25 protein-coding genes are annotated in these 22598 nt (G+C 56.6%); 19 read left to right on the top strand and 6 right to left on the bottom strand.

Translation table 11 applies throughout. The features are described 5' to 3' along the window. The first annotated feature begins 30 nt into the window (after window positions 1–30). The 10 genes from M2305_RS13225 to M2305_RS13180 all read left to right on the top strand — a co-directional run bounded on the left by M2305_RS13225 (window position 31) and on the right by M2305_RS13180 (window position 9686). A complete protein-coding gene (locus tag M2305_RS13225; RefSeq protein WP_264649608.1) occupies window positions 31–627 on the top strand; it encodes an anthranilate synthase component II in 597 nt (198 codons plus the stop codon). After that, window positions 624–1715 (top strand): anthranilate phosphoribosyltransferase, encoded by a 1092-nt coding sequence (gene trpD, locus M2305_RS13220; RefSeq protein ID WP_264649607.1) that lies wholly within the window; start codon window positions 624–626, stop codon window positions 1713–1715. Before M2305_RS13225 ends, trpD begins: the two co-directional genes overlap by 4 nt. After that, window positions 1712–2635, top strand: a complete 924-nt coding sequence (trpC, locus tag M2305_RS13215; protein WP_046901656.1) for an indole-3-glycerol phosphate synthase TrpC — start codon at window positions 1712–1714, stop codon at window positions 2633–2635. The genes trpD and trpC overlap by 4 nt, the downstream gene beginning before the upstream one ends. Before the next feature lie 165 nt (window positions 2636–2800). Beyond that, a complete protein-coding gene (gene pdhA, locus M2305_RS13210) occupies window positions 2801–3805 on the top strand; it encodes a pyruvate dehydrogenase (acetyl-transferring) E1 component subunit alpha (RefSeq protein ID WP_086633189.1) in 1005 nt (334 codons plus the stop codon). A 5-nt stretch (window positions 3806–3810) separates the two neighbouring features. Further along, on the top strand, window positions 3811–5178 hold the full coding sequence (locus tag M2305_RS13205) for a pyruvate dehydrogenase complex E1 component subunit beta (RefSeq protein WP_264649606.1): 1368 nt from the start codon (window positions 3811–3813) through the stop codon (window positions 5176–5178). Between the two features lie 6 nt (window positions 5179–5184). Beyond that, window positions 5185–6417 carry a pyruvate dehydrogenase complex dihydrolipoamide acetyltransferase gene (locus M2305_RS13200; protein ID WP_264649605.1) on the top strand — a complete coding sequence of 411 codons (1233 nt, stop codon included), beginning with the start codon at window positions 5185–5187 and terminating at the stop codon, window positions 6415–6417. 3 nt (window positions 6418–6420) lie between these two features. Then, on the top strand, window positions 6421–7827 hold the full coding sequence (lpdA, locus tag M2305_RS13195; protein WP_264649604.1) for a dihydrolipoyl dehydrogenase: 1407 nt from the start codon (window positions 6421–6423) through the stop codon (window positions 7825–7827). 5 nt (window positions 7828–7832) lie between these two features. After that, a complete protein-coding gene (gene lipA, locus M2305_RS13190; protein WP_264649603.1) occupies window positions 7833–8801 on the top strand; it encodes a lipoyl synthase in 969 nt (322 codons plus the stop codon). Next, complete coding sequence (locus M2305_RS13185) at window positions 8801–9271, top strand: type II toxin-antitoxin system RatA family toxin (RefSeq protein WP_046901650.1); 471 nt, start codon at window positions 8801–8803, stop codon at window positions 9269–9271. Before lipA ends, M2305_RS13185 begins: the two co-directional genes overlap by 1 nt. A gap of 94 nt (window positions 9272–9365) precedes the next feature. After that, window positions 9366–9686, top strand: coding sequence for a hypothetical protein (locus M2305_RS13180; protein WP_046901649.1), 321 nt, complete (start codon window positions 9366–9368; stop codon window positions 9684–9686). Window positions 9687–9747: 61 nt separating this feature from the next. Here the strand turns inward: M2305_RS13180 and M2305_RS13175 are convergent, their stop codons facing one another. Genes M2305_RS13175 through M2305_RS13165 form a run of 3 tightly spaced genes read right to left on the bottom strand, consistent with a single transcriptional unit; the run spans window position 9748 to window position 12686 of the window. After that, complete coding sequence (locus tag M2305_RS13175; protein WP_264649602.1) at window positions 9748–10233, bottom strand: CinA family protein; 486 nt, start codon at window positions 10231–10233, stop codon at window positions 9748–9750. Beyond that, window positions 10220–12094: a lytic transglycosylase domain-containing protein gene (locus tag M2305_RS13170; RefSeq protein WP_264649601.1), complete on the bottom strand. Its 1875-nt coding sequence runs from the start codon at window positions 12092–12094 to the stop codon at window positions 10220–10222. Before M2305_RS13170 ends, M2305_RS13175 begins: the two co-directional genes overlap by 14 nt. Continuing rightward, complete coding sequence (locus tag M2305_RS13165) at window positions 12075–12686, bottom strand: YjbE family putative metal transport protein (RefSeq protein WP_064272890.1); 612 nt, start codon at window positions 12684–12686, stop codon at window positions 12075–12077. The genes M2305_RS13170 and M2305_RS13165 overlap by 20 nt, the downstream gene beginning before the upstream one ends. Window positions 12687–12767: 81 nt before the next feature. Here M2305_RS13165 and purB point away from each other — a divergent pair, with 81 nt between their 5' ends. The 9 genes from purB to M2305_RS13120 all read left to right on the top strand — a co-directional run bounded on the left by purB (window position 12768) and on the right by M2305_RS13120 (window position 19681). Beyond that, window positions 12768–14099, top strand: coding sequence for an adenylosuccinate lyase (gene purB / locus M2305_RS13160; RefSeq protein WP_099212634.1), 1332 nt, complete (start codon window positions 12768–12770; stop codon window positions 14097–14099). Window positions 14100–14242: 143 nt separating this feature from the next. After that, window positions 14243–15004 carry a phosphoribosylaminoimidazolesuccinocarboxamide synthase gene (purC, locus tag M2305_RS13155; protein ID WP_046901644.1) on the top strand — a complete coding sequence of 254 codons (762 nt, stop codon included), beginning with the start codon at window positions 14243–14245 and terminating at the stop codon, window positions 15002–15004. Continuing rightward, window positions 15004–15246, top strand: a complete 243-nt coding sequence (purS, locus tag M2305_RS13150) for a phosphoribosylformylglycinamidine synthase subunit PurS (protein WP_264649600.1) — start codon at window positions 15004–15006, stop codon at window positions 15244–15246. The genes purC and purS overlap by 1 nt, the downstream gene beginning before the upstream one ends. Next, window positions 15243–15632, top strand: a complete 390-nt coding sequence (locus M2305_RS13145; protein ID WP_264649599.1) for a Rap1a/Tai family immunity protein — start codon at window positions 15243–15245, stop codon at window positions 15630–15632. Before purS ends, M2305_RS13145 begins: the two co-directional genes overlap by 4 nt. Beyond that, window positions 15629–16330 carry a phosphoribosylformylglycinamidine synthase subunit PurQ gene (purQ, locus tag M2305_RS13140; RefSeq protein WP_064272888.1) on the top strand — a complete coding sequence of 234 codons (702 nt, stop codon included), beginning with the start codon at window positions 15629–15631 and terminating at the stop codon, window positions 16328–16330. Before M2305_RS13145 ends, purQ begins: the two co-directional genes overlap by 4 nt. After that, window positions 16327–18531 carry a phosphoribosylformylglycinamidine synthase subunit PurL gene (gene purL, locus M2305_RS13135; RefSeq protein ID WP_264649598.1) on the top strand — a complete coding sequence of 735 codons (2205 nt, stop codon included), beginning with the start codon at window positions 16327–16329 and terminating at the stop codon, window positions 18529–18531. The genes purQ and purL overlap by 4 nt, the downstream gene beginning before the upstream one ends. Before the next feature lie 3 nt (window positions 18532–18534). Next, on the top strand, window positions 18535–18765 hold the full coding sequence (locus tag M2305_RS13130) for a BolA family protein (RefSeq protein WP_046901639.1): 231 nt from the start codon (window positions 18535–18537) through the stop codon (window positions 18763–18765). Window positions 18766–18853: 88 nt separating this feature from the next. Continuing rightward, window positions 18854–19189, top strand: coding sequence for a Grx4 family monothiol glutaredoxin (gene grxD, locus M2305_RS13125; protein WP_046901638.1), 336 nt, complete (start codon window positions 18854–18856; stop codon window positions 19187–19189). 192 nt (window positions 19190–19381) lie between these two features. Further along, complete coding sequence (locus tag M2305_RS13120; protein WP_046901637.1) at window positions 19382–19681, top strand: hypothetical protein; 300 nt, start codon at window positions 19382–19384, stop codon at window positions 19679–19681. Between the two features lie 2 nt (window positions 19682–19683). On the opposite strand, the gene M2305_RS13115 is transcribed toward M2305_RS13120, so the two are convergent. From M2305_RS13115 to M2305_RS13105, 3 genes are read right to left on the bottom strand one after another with little or no spacing between them, the layout of a single operon-like run. After that, on the bottom strand, window positions 19684–19995 hold the full coding sequence (locus M2305_RS13115) for a YraN family protein (RefSeq protein ID WP_264649973.1): 312 nt from the start codon (window positions 19993–19995) through the stop codon (window positions 19684–19686). A 56-nt stretch (window positions 19996–20051) separates the two neighbouring features. Then, window positions 20052–21050 carry a porphobilinogen synthase gene (gene hemB, locus M2305_RS13110; RefSeq protein ID WP_264649597.1) on the bottom strand — a complete coding sequence of 333 codons (999 nt, stop codon included), beginning with the start codon at window positions 21048–21050 and terminating at the stop codon, window positions 20052–20054. Window positions 21051–21075: 25 nt separating this feature from the next. Then, window positions 21076–22509, bottom strand: coding sequence for an APC family permease (locus tag M2305_RS13105; protein WP_264649596.1), 1434 nt, complete (start codon window positions 22507–22509; stop codon window positions 21076–21078). Window positions 22510–22598: the final 89 nt, after the last annotated feature.

Below are 22598 nucleotides of genomic sequence, written 5' to 3'. Positions count from 1 at the left end.
GTAACGAAACGTGAAGGCCATCCTGTTGCCATGATCCTGCTCATCGACAACTACGACAGCTTCACCTTCAACATCGTCCACCATCTGGGCGCACTGGGTGTTGAATGTGATGTGAGACGAAATGACGCGCTGAGCGTGGACGAAGCACTTGCGCTCAACCCGTCTGCCATTGTGATTTCGCCAGGCCCTTGTGCACCAGACGGTGCGGGGATCTGCTGTGAGCTGATCCGAGCCGCGGCCGGAAAGTTTCCCGTGTTTGGCGTATGCCTTGGACATCAGGCCATCGGTCAGGTTTTTGGCGCTACTGTCGTTCGTGCGCCCGTGCCGATGCACGGAAAGATCAGCCCTGTAAATCATGACGGGACGGGTGTTTTTGCAGGCTTACCAAACCCCGTAAACGTCGTGCGCTATCATAGCCTGACGCTTGATCCCACGACCATTCCTCCCGAACTGATCGTCAACGCTTCTACGGAAGATGGCGTGATCATGGGCATTCGCCACCGGGACTACGACATTCACGGTGTACAGTTTCACCCTGAAAGCATCGCATCGGTTGCAGGCCGTGAACTTCTTTCTAATTTTCTGACCGTTGCCGGTATTCAGCACAAAGCTACTAAAGCGGCATGACAGGAAAGACAGATTTTGCAGCCGTGCTTCGCAAGGTTGCTGATGGCAAATCTCTGGCATCGCACGAAGCTGATGCCGCATTTTCCGCCATTATGGCTGGCTCCGTAGACGCTCCTTTACTTGCCGCATTTCTGACAGCTCTCAAAGTTCGCGGTGAAACAGAAGCGGAGCTGACAGGCGCAGTTCAGGCCGTCCGACGATATATGACGACCTTGCCTGATGTGCCTGATAACACCCTGGATGTCTGCGGAACGGGCGGAGATGGGCTAGGGACGCTCAATGTCTCCACTGCGGTTGCATTCGTTCTGGCAGGCCTCGGCGTTCCTGTGGCCAAACATGGCAACCGGGCACTTTCATCCCGCTCCGGCGCCACGGATGTACTGGAAGTTTTGGGAATTCCACCCACCGATGACCTGACGCTTCAGTCTCATCGGCTACGTGAAAACAATCTGGCCTTTCTGGCTGCACCTTTTCATCATCCCGCCATGCGTCATGCCGCACCGATCCGGAAGGCTCTTGGCTTCAGAACTCTCTTCAATCTGCTTGGCCCCCTGTGCAATCCTGCGCAGGTTCATCGCCAGCTTATCGGTGTTTTTGATGCCCGATGGTGCGAACCTGTCGTTCGGACTTTGGCCAATCTTGGCAGCACGCATGTCTGGGCTCTTCACGGAACCACAGATGAGGGCGGCAGCGATGAACTGACGCTGGCAGGCCCAACTCAGATTGTCTGCCTTGAAGATGCGAAAGTTCTCTCCCTTTCATTCGAGCCCGAGATGGCGGGAATGGTTAGAACGCCAATCTCTGCCGTTCGCGGCGGAAACGCTGAAGAGAACGCCGTCGCCCTGCGCGCACTCCTCAATGGCGCTCCCGGCCCGTATCGTGATACTGTACTTCTGAATGCTGCAGCTGCCCTGCATGTGGCAGGCCGAGGTAGCGTCGTGCAGAACGGCACAATTGACGCACAGGCTTTTCGTAACAATGTAGCTCTGGCAGCAAGTGCCATCGACGATGGCTCCGCGCGCGCAGCTCTGGACAGAGCGGCCATGACAAATTCCACCCTTATAAAAACAAACGCAGGACTATCATGACCTTCATGCATCAGCGACCCGCGATGACCTATGCACCTGAAGGGGTAGAGCAGTTTCCTGACCCGGAAGTTCCGGAGACGACCACGCCGCCCATCAAGGATCCCGCCGTCGAGACAACCGATCGCAGCGACGTTCTTGCTCGCATCTGCGCCCGCACACGGGTGGATGTAGAACAGCGTTCACAGATCATGTCTCTTAAGGAGATCACGCTGCGCGCGCGTGAAGTCACGGCGCCGACACGAGGCTTCGGTCAAGCCCTCCAGCATCTGACAGCAGACCGACAGGTTGGACTGATCGCGGAAATCAAGAAGGCGTCTCCGTCCGCTGGTGTGCTCCGCCCAAATTTCAATCCTGTTGAAATTGCGCTGTCTTACCAGGCTGCTGGTGCAACGTGCCTGTCCGTTCTGACGGAAGGATCATGTTTCCACGGCAGCACAGATGATATCCGTGCCGTTCGCGAGGCCTGCAGCCTTCCAATCCTGCGCAAGGACTTCATTCTTGATCCCTGGCAGGTCCACGAAAGTCGTCTGATTGGGGCGGATTGCATCCTTCTGATTATGGCCGCCCTGACAGAAACGCAGGCATCGGAACTCATTGGAATTGCACGTGGCCTGGACATGGATGTACTGGTTGAAGTGCATGATGCTGACGAACTGAACCGGGCTCTTGCGCTCGACACGTCTTTGATCGGCATCAACAACCGAAATCTCCGCACCCTGAAGACAGACATTCAGACAACGCTTGATTTGGCCCCTATGGTCCCACCTGATCGTCTGGTTGTGTCCGAGAGCGGTATTAAAACCCAGGATGATCTTCTAAAAGTCGGGGAAGTCGGGGCGAGTGCCGTGCTTGTCGGAGAAAGCCTCCTTCGTGAAGAAGATCCAGGCCAGGCTGCACGCCGTCTTTTAGGTTTCGTCTAATTTTTCTGCTGAGAGGGCGATCTTCCCCTCTCAGCCTTGTCATTCCGCATTGAGCTCACGCCCTCCTGCTTTTCCTTTCGGAGATGTAACTGGGGCCACTCTGGCCTTCCGGGTCGAGTGACGGTAAGAGCTTCCCCAGATTTGTGCATTTGCAGGAGACCTGCCATGGGCGAGACAACGTCCGCTTCCTACCGGAGCAATGGTCCGGCCCTTTCGCCGGAAACAATGAAGCAAGCCTACAAGGACATGCTTCTTATCCGACGTTTTGAGGAAAAAGCTGGCCAGCTTTACGGAATGGGCCTGATTGGCGGCTTCTGCCATCTTTACATCGGGCAGGAAGCGGTTGTGGCCGGCATCGGTCTGAATATGAAGCAGGGTGATAAATCCATCACCTCATACCGTGACCATGGCCAGATGCTCGTGGCCGGCATGACACCCCGCGGCGTGATGGCAGAGCTCACCGGGCGTGCAGGCGGCTATTCACGCGGCAAGGGTGGTTCCATGCACATGTTCTCCCGCGAAAAAGAATTCTATGGCGGCCATGGCATCGTCGGTGCGCAGGTGGCTCTAGGCACGGGCTTGGCCTTTGCCAACATGTATCGGGGCACGGACGAAGTCTCCATCGTCTATTTTGGCGAAGGCGCATCAGCTCAGGGACAGGTCTACGAGAGCTTCAATCTCGCAGCGTTGCACAAACTTCCCTGCATCTACGTCATCGAGAACAACAGGTACGGCATGGGCACGTCCATTGAGCGTGCCTCTGCCTCCAAAGACCTTTCTCGCAATGCTGAGCCTTGGGGCATCGCGAGCCGCAAGGTCGACGGTATGGACATTTTTGCCGTCCACCAGGCTGCGCAGGAAGCCATGGAACACTGCCGCTCCGGGAAGGGACCTTTCCTGCTGGAAATGGAAACCTACCGTTACCGCGGGCACTCCATGTCTGATCCGGCCAAATACCGTGATCGTGCTGAAGTTGAAGAAATGCGTCGGACACGTGATCCGATTGAAACCCTGAAGGCTGAAATGCTGCGCAACGGCATAGAAGAAAGCATCTTCAAGGACATTGAAACCGAAGTGAAAGCCGTCGTGGCGGACGCTGTTGAATTTGCACAGACCTGTCCTGAGCCGGATCCTTCCGAACTCTGGACTGACATTTTGGTGGAGGCCTGATTTCCATGGCATCTCTGATTCTGATGCCGGCCCTGTCGCCGACCATGACCGAAGGTACAATTGCACGCTGGCTTCGTCAGCCTGGCGACGCCGTGAAGTCTGGCGATGTGATCGCCGAGATTGAAACCGACAAGGCCACGATGGAAGTCGAAGCCGTTGATGACGGTGTGTTCGGGAAGGTTCTCGTGCCCGAGGGCAGCGAGAGCGTTGCTGTCAACACGCCTATTGCTGTCCTTCTTGAAGATGGCGAAGACGTAGCCGCCGCTGAAAACGTGACGCGTTCAGCCGATCCAGCTGTTGGCGCATCAGTTGCTGTCGAAACTCCGTCTGCACCTGCCATTGTCGAAGCTCCTGCCATCAAGCAGGCTAACAACGAGAAAGACTGGGGCGAAACGAAAAACATTACGGTTCGCGAGGCTCTTCGGGACGCGATGGCTGCAGAGTTGCGCCGTGATGAAGACGTCTTCCTGATGGGTGAGGAAGTTGCCCAGTATCAGGGCGCTTACAAGATCAGCCAGGGCCTGCTGGATGAATTTGGTGAGAAGCGTGTGATCGACATGCCAATTACCGAGCACGGCTTTACTGGCATGGCGGTGGGCGCGGCTCTGACGGGCCTGAAGCCTATCGTTGAGTTCATGACAATGAACTTCTCGCTGCAAGCTATTGATCATATTATTAATTCTGCCGCCAAGACGCTTTATATGTCCGGCGGACAGATGGGCTGCCCGATCGTCTTCCGTGGCCCGAATGGTGCCGCAGCACGCGTCGGCGCTCAGCACTCCCAGTGCTTTGCAAGCTGGTATGCTCATATTCCTGGCCTGAAGGTCGTTGCTCCGTGGTCTGCCGCGGATGCGAAGGGTCTTCTGCGTGCAGCTATCCGGGATCCGAACCCGGTTGTCGTGCTTGAAAACGAGATCCTGTACGGCCAGAAATTCCCATGCCCTACGGATGAAGACTTCATCCTGCCGATCGGGAAAGCCAAGATCGAGCGTGAAGGTAAAGACGTGACCCTGGTTGCGTTCTCCATCATGGTCGGCGTTGCGCTCGATGCCGCTGCCAAGCTGGCAGAAGAGGGCATTGAAGCCGAAGTCATCAACCTTCGTACACTGCGGCCCCTTGATACTGAAACGATCATCAAGAGCGTCAAGAAGACGAGCCGGATTGTTTCCGTTGAAGAAGGCTGGCCGGTTGCGGGTATCGGCGCAGAAATCTGCACGGTCGCCGTTGAGCAGGCTTTTGACTGGCTTGATGCGCCTCCGGCGCGCGTCTGCGGGCTTGACCTGCCGCTGCCCTACGCGTCCAATCTTGAAAAACTGGCACTTCCGAAACCCGAGTGGGTTGTGGAAGCGGTCCGCAAGCAGTTCGGGGACTGACCGACAATGGCAATCGATATTCTGATGCCGGCCCTGTCGCCGACAATGACTGAGGGCAAGCTGGCCCGCTGGCTTAAAAACGAAGGAGACACGGTCTCTGCCGGAGACGTGATCGCTGAAATCGAGACCGACAAGGCCACGATGGAAGTTGAAGCGGTAGATGAAGGAATTCTTGGCCGTATCCTCGTTCAGGAAGGCGCGGAAGGTGTCGCTGTTAACACACCTATCGCCATTCTTGTCGAAGAAGGCGAAGATGTTCCAGCAGCATCTTCAGCACAGGCACCCGCTTCAGTAGCTCCGGTTGATGCGCCTGCTGCTTCCGTAAATGCACCTGCGCCAGTCACCAAGGCAGCAGTTACGGCAGAGAGTTCTGAGCGTATTTTTGTTTCTCCGCTTGCAAAGCGTATGGCAAAAGAGCGCGGAATTGCTCTCGCGTCGCTCAACGGAACGGGACCAAACGGTCGTATTCTAAAGCGCGATGTAGAGAAGGGCGGCCAGCCGGCTAAAACCGCGCCGAAAGCTACGCCCGCGGCACCCGTTGCTAACGAGGGTTCCGTAACGCGCGTTCCGAATTCCACGATGCGTAAAGTCATTGCACGACGCCTGACGGAATCAAAAACGCAGGTGCCGCATTTCTATGTATCTGTGGACATTGAGCTTGATGCTCTGCTTGCGCTTCGTTCCAAACTGAACGCGACGGCTGAAGACAATAGCTTCAAGCTTTCTGTTAATGACATGATGATCAAGGCCGTCGGGCTGGCACTCAAGAAGGTGCAGGGTCTGAACGTCCAGTTTACAGATTCAGAGACGCTGCATTTCGATAATGTAGACATCTCGATGGCTGTATCCATTCCAGATGGCCTTATCACGCCAATTATTCGGAATGCGGACCAGAAGTCCCTGCGCGAAATCAGTCGTGAAGCCAAGGATCTGGCCAAGCGTGCCCGTGCAGGCAAGCTGAAGCCGGAAGAATTCCAAGGCGGGACGTTCTCGATCTCCAACATGGGGATGTTCGGCGTCCGCGATTTTGCCGCGATCATCAATCCGCCGCAGGCTGGTATCCTGGCTATTGCGTCGGGCGAGAAACGTGCCGTGGTTCGTGGAGACCAGCTTGCAATTGCAACCGTCATGACGGCGACACTTTCTGTTGATCATCGTGCCGTTGATGGCGCGCTTGGCGCACAGTGGCTGAACGCCCTGCGCGACATCGTACAGAACCCTTACACTCTGGTGGTCTGATCCATGTCCGATACTTTCGATCTGATCGTTGTTGGTGGCGGTCCTGGCGGTTACGTTGCAGCACTCCGAGCCAGCCAGCTTGGCATGAGCGTTGCCATCGTGGAGAGCACGCATTTTGGCGGTGTCTGCCTCAACTGGGGCTGCATTCCCACCAAGGCGCTCCTGCGCTCTTCGGAAATTCATCATCTTCTGCATGATCTGAACACGTTCGGCTTCTCCGCCGAAAATGTCTCTTTTGATCTACCGAAGATTGTGGCCCGGTCACGCGGCATTGCACGCCGTATGGGCGGCGGAATTGCTCACCTGCTGAAGAAGGCTAAGGTCACGACCTTTGACGGTCGTGCAAAACTGGCTGGACGGGCAGGGGAAGCACATAAGGTTTCCATCACCAAAGACGGCGCTGAAGTCGCAGTCATCAAGTCGCCCAACGTGATCCTGGCAACAGGGGCGCGCGGTCGTCAGCTTCCAGGTCTTGAGACGGACGGAAAGTTGATCTGGGGTGCGCGTGAGGCCATGACTCCGGCAGAACTGCCGAAGCGTCTTCTGGTCATTGGCTCTGGAGCTATCGGCATTGAATTTGCGTCTTTCTACCGCAACATGGGTAGCGAAGTCACAATTGCTGAAGTTGCGGATCGCATTCTAATTGCCGAGGATCCGGAAATCAGCGCCGCTGCCCGCAAGGCCTTTGAGAAGCAGGGGATGAAAATCATCACCGGCGCAAAGGTTGGAGTGCTGCAGAAGGGCGAAAACGAGGTCTCTACCACGATTGAAAGCGCATCCGGCACGGTTGATCTGACCGTGGATCGCGTGATCTGCGCTGTTGGTATTGTTGGAAATGTTGAAGATCTGGGCCTCGAGGGAACCAAGGTTCAGGTCGATCGTACTCATATCATCACGGACGGCTTCTGCCGCACGGCAGAGCCGGGCATCTATGCCATCGGTGACGTTGCGGGCGCTCCATGGCTCGCTCACAAGGCAAGCCATGAAGGCATTCTCTGCGTTGAAAAGATTGCCGGTCGTTCGCCTCAGCCTCTTCATGCGTTGAACATTCCGGGCTGCACCTACTCTCGTCCCCAGATTGCTTCGGTAGGTCTGAGCGAAGAGAAGGCTATTGCCTCTGGTCACAAGGTCCGCGTCGGTCGCTTCCCGTTCATGGCGAATGGCAAGGCCGTAGCAATGGGTGAGACGGAAGGCATGGTTAAAACCGTGTTTGACGCGACCACCGGAGAGCTTCTTGGTGCTCATATGATCGGTGCCGAAGTCACGGAAATGATCCAGGGTTATGTTATCGCCCGAACCAGTGAGCTGACGGAAGCAGAACTGATCGAGACGGTTTTCCCGCATCCGACAATCTCCGAGACGATGCATGAAGCGACTCTGGCGGCCTTCGATGGCCCGCTCCATATCTGAGCATTATGTCCCAGCGCATCACCATTGATCATCGGTTAGCGCCTTCTCCCCGTCATCCGGAGAAGGCGCATCGCCCCGATAACCCGATCCAGCGCAAGCCATCCTGGATCAGGGTCAAAGCGCCCAATCATCCCGTCTATCACGAGACGCGAGCTCTGATGCGGGAAGCGAATCTGGTTACGGTGTGCGAAGAGGCTGCTTGCCCGAATATCGGGGAATGCTGGTCTCAGCGTCATGCCACCATGATGATCATGGGAGAGATCTGCACGCGCGCCTGCGCGTTCTGCAATGTCACAACCGGCCTGCCCAAGGCGTTGGACGAAGACGAACCTCGCAGGGTTGCAGAAGCGGTAGCAAAGCTCGGCCTCAAGCACGTTGTGATTACATCGGTGGATCGTGATGATCTCGCCGATGGCGGGGCGCGCCATTTTGCCAATGTGATCAAAGCCATCCGGACGGCTTCAGCGAGCACAACAATCGAAATCCTGACTCCTGACTTCCTGAGGAAGCCAGGCGCTCTTGAGGTTGTCGTGGAAGCCAGACCGGACGTTTTCAATCACAATATCGAGACTGTGCCACGTCTCTATCCCACTATTCGTCCGGGTGCGCGATACTATCAGTCCCTGCGTCTGCTGGACGGTGTGAAGAGGCTTGATCCATCCATTTTCACCAAGTCCGGCCTGATGCTTGGCCTTGGTGAGGAGAAGATGGAAGTATGGCAGGTCATGGATGATTTCAGGGTCGCTGACGTCGATTTTCTGACGTTGGGACAGTACCTTCAGCCGAGCGTAAAGCATGCATCGGTCGAAAAGTTTGTTACCCCGGAAGAATTTGACGGCTATGCTGCGGCTGCCCGTTCCAAAGGATTTCTCCAGGTCAGTGCAAGCCCTCTGACACGATCCTCCTATCATGCGGACAGTGACTTCGCGAAGCTGCAGGCTGCGCGAAACAGCCGTCTGAAAGAAAGTCCCTGATGCCGACACATGCCGAGCAACGGTTGATTGCCTACACGCCGGAGCAACTTTTTGATCTGGTCGCAGATGTGGAGAGATATCCGCAGTTTCTGCCATGGTGCGTCAAAGCGACTATCAAATCCAAGACGGAGCATGAACTGGTAGCTGACCTGACAATCGGGTTCGGACCGTTCCGTGAGACCTTTACCAGCCGTGTGACTTTGGAATGCCCTTCGCGTATCCGCGTCCGCTATGAAAAAGGGCCTTTCCGGTATCTGAACAATGTCTGGACATTCACACCTGACCCTCGTGGCTGCCTAGTGGATTTCTTTGTGGACTTCGAGTTCCGGTCCCGTCTGCTCCAGAATGCGATGGGTGTTGTTTTCAATGAAGGCGTTCGTCTGATGGTCTCAGCCTTCATCAAGCGGGCTCGTGATATCTATGGCGTACAGACGCCACAAACCCGTACTCCGCAGCCGGGACTTTCCTGAGCACAGGAAAGAATTCGTAATACGTCATGAACCATTTGGCGCGTGTGGCGTTTTGAGCCCCAAGCACCGAATGGTGTCATGAAAGGATTACGCAATGAAGAAATTTACCTTCGGCGCATTTGCCTTCTCGGCTTTGATTGCTGCTGCTTCCCCGGCTATGGCCGAACACCATGGACATCACCATGGCAAAAAATCGGCTTCGCACATGCAGAAGTCTGATGAAGCGTCTGCAACAGACGCTCTGAACGCCCGCTCGCTCCAGCAGGCTCAGACTCCAGTTCAGGCACAGGCTCCAGCGGCTCCGCTTCCGGTTGCAACGGCACCGACGTCTGCGGTTGTTCCTACGGCGCCGGTTCCGACCGTACCGCCAGCGGCATCAACAATGCCAGCAACGGCCCCGACTGACGGTCAGTAAATCGTCAGTTGGCACAGTTTGCCATAAAGGCCCTCACCAGATCGGTGGGGGCTTTTTTTGTTCAGGCCTTCAAAATCATTTCAAGAGCATGTCTTACCGTAGCCTTTCTGACTGCAGCTCGATCTCCCGAAAAAACATGTCGCTCTGAAATTGCCTTTCCTGGAAAAACAGCCAGCCCGAAGCAAACACTTCCCACGGGTTTCTCAGCACTTCCGCCGTCTGGTCCTGCTATTCCCGTGACAGAAACCGCTATTGTCGCATCCGCAGCATGCCACAGTGCGCCCTCCGCCATGGCTCGTGCCGTCTCTTCACTGACTGCGCCGTATCGAACAAGAGTGTCTGCCGGAACGCCAGCAGCGCTGCTTTTCAGGGCATTGGAATAGGTCACAAGGCCGCCTTCAATCACGCTGGACGATCCTGCAATATCGGTGAGGGCTGCGCAAATCATCCCGCCCGTGCAACTTTCCACAGTCACAAGGCGCAGGTTACTTGCCGCCAGATGCGAGAGCACTTGTTCACAAAGTGATCGAAAATCAGTTTCCGACATTGGAAGCGCTCACTCGATAAACCATCATGTTAGCTTCGATATTTTCGATGTACATTCGCGTTTCCCGATAAGGGAGACGCTCGATCCAATCTAGAATGCCATCTTCAGATAAAGGATCGGCAGGTGGATTTGCTTTGAGCCACAGATCCACCCGATGCGGCCCGGCATTATAAGCAGCCAAGGCATAGGGAATGACGTTATCAAAGCGCGCGAGCAACTGGGATACGTAAGCATTCCCGACGATCAGATTGGTCTGAGGATCCAGCAGGGCCGCTGCGGAGACATTCATGCCCCCCAGATGGGCGCGCCTCACAACATCCGTCGCAGCCCCGGGTAAGATCTGAAGCAGCCCTATGGCATGAGCCCCACTGATCGCAGCAGAATCGAATCCGCTTTCCTGCCTGATGACGGCTGGAAGCAAACCATCTGGAACAGTCGATGCTTCCGGCCATGGATTAGGGAAACCCTGCGGATAAAGGGCAACGCCTTTTCGTGACAAGGCATGAGCGGCAAAGACTTCGGCGGCAGGAACATTAAGGCGTGAGCCAAGGTCTGCCACAGCTTTCTGGCCTTGCGGCGTCGGATTAGCGATCAGAAGAAGCAGGAGGAAGTCTTTAGCGTGCTCCTGATCTCCTGACTGCATCAGGTCGGTGGCAGCCTCGACGAGATCCTGTCGCTGCAAGTCTCCTGATGCCACCGACGGAAGAGAGTGCAAGCTTTGCTGGAGCGCACTACTGAATTCCTGAGACGTCGCCCCGGCCAAAATAAAAGACTGCTCCCCGGAAAGAGCCGCCTGAGCAAGCTGGCCATGGAACGTCGTGGGAAAACGTGTCGCATGCTCAAATGCGTTCTGCGCGTCTCCTGAATGCCCTGCGGCCTGGCGGGCGCGCGCAGTCCAGTACCAGCCTCGAGCCTGCATCGCGAGCGAGGAAGCATGCTGGAGCGGCCTGAAAAATTCCTCCGCTTGGTCGGGAGTGTTCAAGAGTCGAAGAGCAATAAAGCCCGAGAGATTTTGCGCTTCCTGACGGTCGATTTCGGTGAGCGGCAGTGTTGTGTCCTGCGCCAGGGCATAAGCGTCCTGCACACGACCTGCGAGGAGCAGGGCGCGAGCCAGACTTGCTCTTTCACTGGACCATTCATGAGAAGGGGCCGCAGCTTGCAGGCGTGAACCCGCATCATTCCAGAGCGCCAAAGCTTCATCCAGGCGGTCTCCGCGCCGGAGAGCCCGCAAGCGATAGCGGATTAAAATGGGATCTGCACGCTCCACAGGAGATAAAGCATCAAATGCGCTGTTGGCATCAGGGGAGACGGATCGTTCAGCGAGTCTCGCGCGTGCAAGGGCCTGACGCTCGGGCGGCAGGCGGGAGATTTGACGTCCCGCCGCCGAAAGCTGACCCTTGGCCTCAAGAGTCGCATAACGCTGCCACTGATCATCCGCACTGAAGACAGTGGCATATCGCGCCAGAAGAGCACCTTCTTCCTGAGCAGTTCCCGCACCAGAGACCCAAAGCCTGCGCACTTCATTCACTGCACTGGGGAGATGATCCTGACAGTTCAGGAACGCCGAGACGAGTGTCAGGGGAAGAGCCGGGCAAAGCCGGTTTAACGCGTCAGGATCAGATGTATGCGTAAGGGCATTCTGATATCGCCATAGAATTTTGGCGCGTTGCGGCCAGACCGGGGTCTGCAGAAGAAAGGCGGCATAGTCGTCCGCAGGTCGGTCTGTGGCTGAAGGCGCGACAAGTGACAGCCACTGAGCCAATCGGTCCTGAACCGAGGGTGTAGAGGGCAAAGGAGCTGCCGCCCCGAGAAACAAGGCAGCAGCCAGCAGAAGTGGTCGATCAGTTCGGCAGCACAACATGATGCCAGATTTCTCCTCCGCCGCGGATGATAAGCTCAATCGCCACACCCAGAACGACAAACAGACCACACCATGCGATCCAACTGTAACGGGCCAGAAGCCCGGCAATGAACGACGCGGCAACGCCCATCAGCAACACAGAGAATGCAAGACCGCCCATGAGAATCCATGGATGACCAACAGCAGCACCTGCGACAGCAAGGACATTGTCCAGACTCATGGAAAGATCGGCAATGACAATCTTGAGAATGGCCGGCCCAAGACGGGAAGGAGCGTCAACCTCAACGTCCGTATCACTGTGCCGGAGTTCCCGATACATTTTCCAGCAGACCCAGAGCAGCAGACAGCCGCCTGCAAGCGTCAGGCCCACAATAGCCAGAAGACGGGCTGCAACCAGTGCCAGCCCAATTCGCAGGACGGCCGCAAACGCCGTGCCGATCAGAATGGCCAGACGCCTCTGTCGCCCCTGAAGGCTACGAACCGCCATCCCGATGACAACAGCGTTGTCTCCCGCGAGCGTGATATCAATGAGGGTGACCTGCGCCAGCGCAAACAGGCCGTGAACGAAAGTATCAGGGAGCAAGGTTGTCATTCTTCCAAAAGGGGTCCGTGCAATATCCTCGTATTTGGTCTAAGCAGCCTCCGTAAAGCCCCACTCGCCTCCGGAGTTCTCATGGTTCCGCGTTATAGCCGCCCCCAGATGACCGCAATCTGGTCGCCCGCCAACCGTTACCGTATCTGGTTCGAAATTGAAGCCCTGGCCTGTGAAGCCATGGCGGAACAGGGCGCAATCCCTGCCGAATCAGCCAAAACGATCCGCGAAAAGGGGGATGCCGCAATGGCCGCATTCTCCGACGCTGACCTGGCCCGGATTGACGAGATCGAGGCGGAAACGCGCCATGACGTGATTGCGTTCCTGACATGGCTGGCAGAAAAAGTTGGCCCCGATAGCCGTTTCGTTCATCTCGGCATGACGTCTTCGGATGTGCTGGACACATGCCTGTCCGTTCAGCTGACACAGGCTTCCGACCTTCTTCTTGAAGATCTGGAGCGCGTTCTCGCTGCTCTCAAGACGCGCGCATACGAGCACAAGCTGACCGTGACGATCGGCCGCAGCCACGCCATTCATGCGGAACCGACCAGCTTCGGCCTAAAACTGGCTGGCCATTATGCAGAATTCGCGCGCAACAAAGAGCGTCTGCTTCAGGCCCGCAAAGAAATCGCTGTTTGTGCCATTTCCGGTGCGGTCGGTACGTATGCTCATATTGACCCGGCCGTTGAAGAATACGTTGCCGACAAGCTGGGACTTGTTGCCGAAAGCGTCTCAACGCAGGTCATCCCACGTGACCGCCACGCAGCATTTTTCTGCACCCTGGGTGTGATTGCCAGCGGTATTGAACGTCTGGCTGTTGAAGTTCGCCACTTGCAGCGTTCGGAAGTGCGCGAAGCGGAAGAGTTCTTCCATAAGGGACAGAAAGGCAGCTCCGCGATGCCGCACAAGCGGAATCCGGTGCTATCCGAAAATCTGACAGGCCTTGCCCGCCTGATTCGCTCCCATGTTACGCCTGCACTGGAAAACGTTGCCCTCTGGCACGAACGTGACATCAGCCACTCGGCCGTGGAGCGGAACATCTGCCCTGACGCCACGATCGGGCTTGATTTCGCTCTGATGCGTCTGGCTGGCATGATGGAAAAGCTGATGGTCTATCCGGACCAGATGATCGCCAACATGGAAAGCCTTGGTGGCGTTGTTCATTCCGGTGAAGTGCTGCTGGTTCTGGCCCGCGCTGGTATTTCCCGCGAGGACGCCTACCGGATCGTCCAGCGCAACGCCATGGAGACATGGACGAAGCTGGGCCATCCTGACTTCCGCACGTTCCGCGAGAATCTTGAAGCAGATCCGGAAGTTGCCGGCCGTGTCAGTGCGGAAGTTCTAGACCGGGCCTTCGATCCGGCGCAGCATCTCAGCCAGGTTGATCGCATCTTTAACCGCATTTTCGGTTAATCTGGACAAACGGGGGCGGGAATAGTTTTCCCGCACTCTCGCGGTTCCGGTTCCGCAATGCTATGGAACCGAAAAACCGTCGCTGGACCAGCCGTTTCCGCATCCCTGACAAACGGGACGGCGCAACGCAGTAAGGATTGCTCATGGCCCGCCGCCGCCAGCTCTATGAAGGCAAAGCCAAGGTTCTTTTCGAAGGGCCCGAGCCCGGAACGCTCGTGCAGTATTTCAAGGATGACGCCACCGCCGGAAACGGCGCCAAAAGTGGCGTGATCACAGGGAAGGGTGTTCTGAACAACCGCATCAGCGAATACCTGATGATGAAGTTGCACGACATCAACATCCCAACGCACTTCATTCGCCGTCTCAACATGCGTGAGCAGCTGATCCGCGAAGTCGAGATCATTCCGCTCGAAGTGGTGGTCCGCAATGTTGCGGCGGGCTCGATCGCCAAGCGCCTTGGCATCCCTGAAGGAACCCGTCTGCCGCGCACGATCATCGAATATTACTACAAGAACGACACTCTTGGGGACCCGATGGTCTCTGAAGAACATATTGCCGCGTTCGACTGGGCCTCACCACAGGATCTGGACGACATGAATACGCTGGCTCTCAGGACCAATGATTTCCTGATGGGCATCTTCATGGGCGTTGGCATCACCCTCATTGATTTCAAGCTGGAATTCGGCCGTCTCTGGGAAGGCGAGGAGATGCGGATTATCGTCGCTGACGAAATCTCTCCCGATAACTGCCGCCTGTGGGACAGCAAGACCAGCGAGAAAATGGACAAGGACCGGTTCCGCAGGGACATGGGCCGCGTCGAAGAAGCTTATCAGGAAGTTGCACGGCGTCTCGGGATCCTGCCCGAAGCCAGTAATGGAGACCTCAAGGGTCCGGAGGCAGTATAATGAAAATCCGCGTTTTCGTTTCTCTGAAAGATGGTGTTCTTGACCCGCAGGGCAAAGCCGTCGGCCATGCTCTTGAGTCTCTGGGTTTCAAAGGTGTTGGTGAAGTCCGCGTTAACCGCGTGATCGAACTGGACGTTGCAGCGCAGGACAATGCTGCAGCTCTTGCCAAAGGTGAGGCCATGGCCCGCGCTCTTCTGGCTAACGAAGTCATTGAAGACTTCAGCGTCGAGGTGGCGGCATGAAGCTCTTCTCCGCTGTTCTTCTGGCTGCTGGTCTCTTGACCGTAACTGCGGCTCCTGCTCATGCACAGCGCGTTTCCAAGGTCTCCGGAAAAGCTCTGGGCAACATGTGCTCGGCCAGCAAGTCCACTGCTCTCTGTGACGCGTATCTCGCAGGCGTCATGGACAGCGAAGTCTGGTCCAAGAAATACGACAGCTACGCCGATGACGCTGGCGCGCCTGTCGCGTTTTGTGTTCCGGTCAGCGAAACGACAACGCAGGTCCGCGGCAAGCTGATTTCCTGGCTGCACGCTCATAATGATGCGTTGACGCAGTCGGGCGGCAAGGCCGTTTACCGTGCCCTGCATGACGCTTACCCCTGCCATACGGCTCCGGAGGCTCAGAAATGAAGGCAGGTATCGTCGTATTTCCTGGCACGAACCGGGAGCGCGACATGGTGCACGCCCTGAAGCTGGTTTCCGGCCAGACCCCGAAGATGATCTGGCACCGGGACACATCCCTTGGTGATCTGGATCTTGTGGTTCTGCCAGGGGGTTTCAGCTTCGGGGATTATCTGCGCAGTGGTGCCATGGCTGCTCATTCTCCGATCATGCGCGAAGTCAAAGCTTTCGCTGAGAAGGGTGGCCATGTTCTCGGTGTCTGTAACGGTTTTCAGATCCTGACGGAAACGCATCTTCTGCCAGGCGCACTGCTTCGCAACGCTGGCCTGCGCTTTCTGTCGCAGGACTGCCACCTGAAAGTTGAAAATGCCACGTCGGCATTCACGCAAGGATGGAAGAGCGGCGACATTTTCCGTGCACCGCTTGCGCATGGCGATGGCAACTACACGGCCTCACCTGAAACGCTTGAGCGTCTCGAAGGAGAGGGCCGGGTCGCATTCCGCTATTGTGCTGCTGATGGACAGGTCTCAGAGGGCAATCGCCACTCCAATCCCAACGGCAGCGCGCGCTCTATTGCTGGTATCCTGAGTGAAAATGGCCGTGTGTGTGGCCTGATGCCGCACCCTGAAAACCTGACTGACCCGGAAATCGGCGCGACTGACGGCGTGCCGCTCTTCAAAGGCCTGGTGGAGGCTCTCGTCGGATGAGTGTTACAATCGACGCCAAACTGGCCCAGTCGTTCGGCCTGACACCTGCGGAATATGACAAGCTTCTGAACATCATGGGCCGCACGCCCAGCTTTACGGAGCTTGGCATTTTCTCGGTCATGTGGTCCGAGCACTGTTCTTACAAATCCTCCCGCATCCATCTCAAGACGCTGCCAACCAAGGCTCCATGGGTCATTCATGGACCGGGCGAAAATGCGGGTGTTGTTGATATCGGCGAGGGGCTGGCTGCCGTCTTCAAGATGGAAAGCCACAACCATCCGTCCTTCATCGAGCCTTATCAGGGCGCAGCGACAGGCGTGGGCGGTATCCTGCGTGACGTGTTCACCATGGGCGCGCGTCCGGTCGCCAACCTGAATGCCCTGCGCTTCGGTGACCCCAAAAATCCGGGAACGCGCCGTATCGTCGATGGTGTTGTTCGCGGCGTAGGTGGATACGGCAACTGCGTCGGCGTTCCGACGGTCGGCGGGGAAGTCAACTTCCACAAGGCCTATGACGGCAATCCGCTCGTCAACGCGATGACAGTCGGTGTTGCCAAGCAGGACAAGATCTTCCTTTCTGCTGCTGCAGGCATTGGAAATCCGGTTGTTTATGTTGGCTCCAAAACCGGTCGAGACGGTATTCATGGTGCCACCATGTCTTCCGCCGAGTTCGACGATGAGGCCGCCTCCAAGCGTCCGACCGTGCAGGTTGGCGACCCGTTCATCGAGAAGCTGCTGATCGAGGCGTGCCTCGAACTGATGGCCACCGATGCGATCGTCGCCATTCAGGACATGGGTGCTGCTGGCCTGACATCTTCCGCCGTTGAAATGGCAGGGAAGGGTGGCGTCGGAATTGAGCTTGACCTTGATTCTGTCCCGCAGCGCGAACCCGGCATGTCAGCCTACGAAATGATGCTGTCTGAAAGCCAGGAGCGTATGCTCATGGTTCTCAAGCCTGAGAGCACCGAGCAGGCCCGGGCCATCTTCGAAAAGTGGGAACTGGATTTCGCTATCGTCGGGCAGCTGACAGATAGTGGCCGCATCACAATCAAGCACAACGGACAGGTCGAAGCGGATATTCCGCTGGCACCGCTGGCCGATGAAGCTCCGATCTACAATCGCCCGACTGTTCCGCTGGAGGCCCCACGGCACATCCAGCCACCTGCAGACCCGGTAGGGATTGAGCATGCTCTACTGACATTGATCGGCTGCCCTGATCTGGCGTCCCGCGCATGGATCTGGAACCAGTACGATGCATCCGTCGGCGGCAATACGGCGCGTCGCCCAGGTGCGGCAGATGCTGCCATTGTGCGCGTGGAAGGAACGCGTCTGGGCCTCGCCCTGACGACAGACTGCACCCCGCGTTACTGTCAGGCTGATCCGAAAACCGGAGCAGCACAGGCTGTTGCCGAAGCATGGCGCAACATTACGGCAACAGGTGCGAAGCCTTTGGCCGTGACGGACAACCTGAATTTCGGCAATCCGGAACGCCCAGAAATCATGGCTCAGTTTGCTCAAGCCATCAAAGGCATGGGTGAAGCGTGCCGCGCACTGGATTTCCCAGTCGTGAGCGGCAATGTCTCATTGTACAACGAGACACGTTCACCATCAGGTCTGGCCCAGGCTATTCTCCCGACACCGGCGATCGGCGCTCTGGGTGTTCTTGCAGATGCATCGCGGTCCATCGGACTGTCCATGCCTGCAGATCATGATCTGGTTCTGATTGGTGAAATCCGTGGTGAACTCGGTCAGTCCTTGTGGCTCCGTGAGATTTGCCATCGCGAGGACGGTGCTCCACCTCATGTTGATCTTGTTGCAGAGCGCCGGAACGGTGACTTTGTGCGCGGACAGATTGAAGCCGGGTTGGTCGCAGCCTGCCACGATATTGCAGATGGCGGTCTTCTTGTGACACTGGCTGAGATGGTCATGGCTGGAGATGTTGGATGCGTGTTGAATGCACCACCATCCAACATGCCACTGCATGCTTTCTGGTTCGGTGAAGATCAGGCGTGCTATGTTGTGGCGACCAAAAGCGCTCAGGTCCTTCTTGCCGCAGCCGAAAAAGCTCATGTCCCCGCCCGTAAGCTGGGTCATTCCGGCGGCAAGGAACTGAAGCTTGCGGATGGTATTGCACTAAAAGCCAGCAGACTGCGCGACATCAACGCAGCATTCTTCCCGAAATTCATGGGTGAGGACGCCTGACACATGCCGATGACAGCATCCGAAATCGAACGGACCATCCTCGCCGCCATTCCCGATGCCCAGATCACAATTCAGGATCTGGCCGGGGACGGCGATCACTACGCCTGCACCGTGGTCAGCACGGCATTCGAAGGGCTTTCTCGTGTACGCCAGCACAAACTGGTTTATGATGCCTTCGGAACCCGCATGGGTACTGAGCTGCATGCAATGGCTCTCAAAACCCTGACCCCTTGAACTCAGGGGGAATCATTCCCTTCTGAAGTGACTGCTGACAGCCAGGGAGGGCATTGCCTCTCCCTGATGCCGACAAAAGGAAAAACCAATGTCTGAGACCGTGTTCCAGCATATCCAGAACCTGATCGACGCAAACCCGGTCATGCTGTTCATGAAGGGTGACAAACTCTTCCCGCAGTGCGGCTTCTCTGCACGCGTTGTGCAGATCCTGAACCACCTTGGCGTGCCGTTCGAGACCTGCAACATTCTTGAAAGCGCTGAGCTTCGTCAGGGCATCAAGGATTTCTCACAGTGGCCGACCGTGCCGCAGCTCTACGTCAAAGGTGAGTTCGTTGGTGGGTGCGACATCGTGACGGACATGTACCAGAGCGGTGAACTTGAGACTCTGCTGACCGAAAAAGGAATCGCTACGGCGAATGCCTGATTTCGTTAATTCCGGCCGCTGAAACGGCCGGAATTCAACCTTTTTCAAGGCTTGCAGACGCCACAATTCAGCCATGATGTGTCCAAAAGTGGCAAGACCTTGATTTTTTCTAAAACTTTCCCCATCGGGGTTGTCGAACCCTCTGATTACGTCATACGGTAGTTCCATCAAAACAGGGATGGAAACACATCAATGGCGCGACAGTGGGCTGGCCGAATTGCTCTCGGCATTATGGGCGTTGGACTATGCATGGGGGCCGGAAAGGCTCATGCCCGTGCAGCCATCACTGATTACGAAGCCAGCAAGCTGACATTTGATGCGCTGACAGCTACCCCGGTTTACCACCGCCCGGTTGTTCACTTTGCTCGCCACTCCGCAAGCCACTCAATGGCATGGAGCGGACATCACGCTGTGATCCGTAACGTGGCTTACCGCCCGCACGCAGCTGCCGCAACAACAGCTCATCGCCACGTCCGCAGCCGTCGCACCTGATATTATGTAAGGCGTAGCGCATCCACGATGCGTCGCGCCTGCCCCTCACGATTGACAGCAATAACGTCAAAACGCGTGTTCGGGCGTGACCAGTCTGGTCTGGTCGCAAGAACATACTCGAAGGCTGTCATCAGCCGCTCAGCCTGACGAGGCTGAAGGGCTTCCACGCTATCCCTGAGTGTGGAACGGCTTTTTACCTCGACAGCGATAACCCAGTTTTCATCCGCAACCAGAAGATCGATTTCGCCATATGGCGTTCTGAGCCTTTGAGCCAGAATTTCCAGCCCTGCCTCCACCATATGGCGCCTTGCGATTTCTTCTGCGTTCAGGCCTCCGTAGTAAGCCTGAACGCCTCGTGCGCGGCGATTAATCAGCGGTCTTCTTTCATAAGGCGGGCTGCATCAATCGCAAAATACGTCAGAATGCCATTACAACCGGCCCGCTTGAAAGCAATCAGGCTCTCCATAATGGTCCGATCCCGCTCAAGCCAGCCATTCTGGATAGCTCCGGCAAGCATCGCATACTCACCGGATACCTGATAAGCGAAGGTCGGCACAGCGAAACGGTCACGGATGCGGCGGATAATGTCCAGATAGGGCATTCCCGGCTTGACCATGATCATGTCCGCACCTTCACGAATATCCTGCTCGACTTCCCGAAGAGCTTCGTCCGAATTGGCCGGGTCCATCTGATAGGTTTTCTTGTCGCCCGTCAGAAGGCCACCTGATCCCAGCGCATCACGAAACGGGCCGTAGAAAGCAGAAGCGTATTTCGCGGTATAAGCCATGATGCGGACAGTTTCGAAGCCGTTGGCATCAAGTGTCTCACGGATTGCCTGCACACGACCATCCATCATGTCAGACGGCGCAATAATGTCGTTCCCAGCGCGAGCCTGATTGAGCGCCTGCTGACGCAGGATTTCGACAGATTCGTCATTGAGGATACGGCCGTCCTTGATAACACCGTCATGGCCATGATCCGTGTAGGGATCGAGCGCCACATCACCAATGACGCCAAGCTCCGGAAAAGCTTCCTTGATGACGCGTGATGCGCGGCACATCAGATTGTCCGGGTTCAGGGCTTCAGTGCCGGTTGCATCACGCAGTTCGACTGGCGTGATGGGGAAGATGGCAATCGCCGGGATGCCAAGTTCAACAGCCGGGCGGACATGCTCCACCAGATTGTCGAGGCTGACGCGCTCAACACCGGGCATGGAGGACACTTTCTGGCGCTGGTTTTCGCCCTCACAAACGAAAATCGGCCAGATCAGGTCATCGACGTGCAGTCGATTTTCCTGAACCAGCCGACGTGTAAAGGCATCGTGGCGATTACGCCGCGGGCGGAAGAGGGGGAATGATGCGTTCGTCATGCCCCCAATCATGCGCCTATATTTTCTATCTGGAAAGCAGGCTGTGACGTACTCCGTAACAGAAATAAATCGCCAGCCCGATCACGAGCCATACCACCAGCCGAACCCAGGTCAGCAGATCCAAAGACACCATGACCGCACCGCAGGACAACACGCCCAGAACCGGAATAATCGGCCCACCGGGCACACGGAAAAGGCGTGGGGCCTGAGGCTCCTTCATCCTTAAGAGTGGAACACCGACGCAGACAATGATGAACGCAAGCAGGGTTCCGATAGAGGTCATGTTGCCCAACTCACCAATCGGCAGCACTGCAGTCAGAACACTTGTCAGGGCGGCAAAGCAAAGGTGGGACGTCCAGGGTGTATGCGTGCGCGTGTTCAGCTTCGCGAAGACTTTCGGAAGCAGCCCATCATGCGACATGGCAAGAAATACACGCGCCTGACCTAGAAGAAGCCCAAACAGGACAGAAACGTATCCTACTGTAATCCCCAGTTTGACGAGACTGGCGAGCCAGGGGGCACCAGCAGCATCAATCGCTGTTGCAACCGGGCTTGGATCATTCGCCATGACTTTATAGTTCACAACGCCCGTCAGAACCGCCGAGAACACTGCATAAACAACGCCACAGATCAGCAGGCTTCCGATAATGCCGACCGGAATATCCCGGGCCGGGTTTTTGCTGTCCTGCGCGGTTGTGGAGACGATATCGAATCCCAGATAGGCAAAGAATGCCATTCCTGCGGCCCGCATCACGCCCGAGAAGCCGAAATGCCCAAAGGTGCCGTCATTCGGCGGAATATACGGATGATAATTGGCCAGCTTGATATGCGGGATGCAGAACACCAGCACCAGAGCGATCACTGCCAGCTTGATCACCACGATGACATTATTCAGCGCAGCGGACTGGCTGACACCACGCATCAACAAAGCAGTCACGACCCAGATAGCCAGAACAGCCGGAAAATTGAACCAGGCACTGACCACTGACCCATCCGCCAGTGTCACAGGTGTCATGGGTGTCGCCAGAAGCCGTGGATCAATCGTAATGCCCCAGCCTGAGAGCAAGGAGGACACGTAGCCCGACCAGCTTGAGGCCACAGCGGCCGCACCCACCGTATATTCCAGCACAAGATCCCAGCCGATAATCCAGGCGATCAGCTCGCCCATAGACGCATAGGCATAGGAATACGCCGACCCGCCGGACGGAATCATACCGGCCAGTTCGCCGTAACAGAGGCCGGCAAATCCACAGGCGAGGGCGGCAATAAGATAGGACAGCGTGACGGCAGGGCCTGCATTCTGGCCTGCTGCAACGCCTGTCAGGGAGAACAGGCCGGCACCGATGGTCACACCCACACCGAGTGCGATGAGGTGCCAGGGGCCAAGAACACGTTTCAGGCCTGTATTGTCAGACGCAGCGGAAGACACAGGCTTGGTCCGCCAGAGCGGATTGGTCATGAAAGATCCTCGTTGGAAACACGGATTGTTTTTGCCGACGCGCGCATTCTGCGGTAGTGACGGGGCGAACTCACCCTGGAGAATGGACC

The sequence above is a fragment of the Gluconobacter cerinus genome (assembly GCF_025961355.1).
In the GTDB taxonomy this organism is placed as follows: Bacteria; Pseudomonadota; Alphaproteobacteria; order Acetobacterales; family Acetobacteraceae; genus Gluconobacter; species Gluconobacter cerinus.
This window is presented reverse-complemented; position numbering and strand designations above follow the sequence as displayed.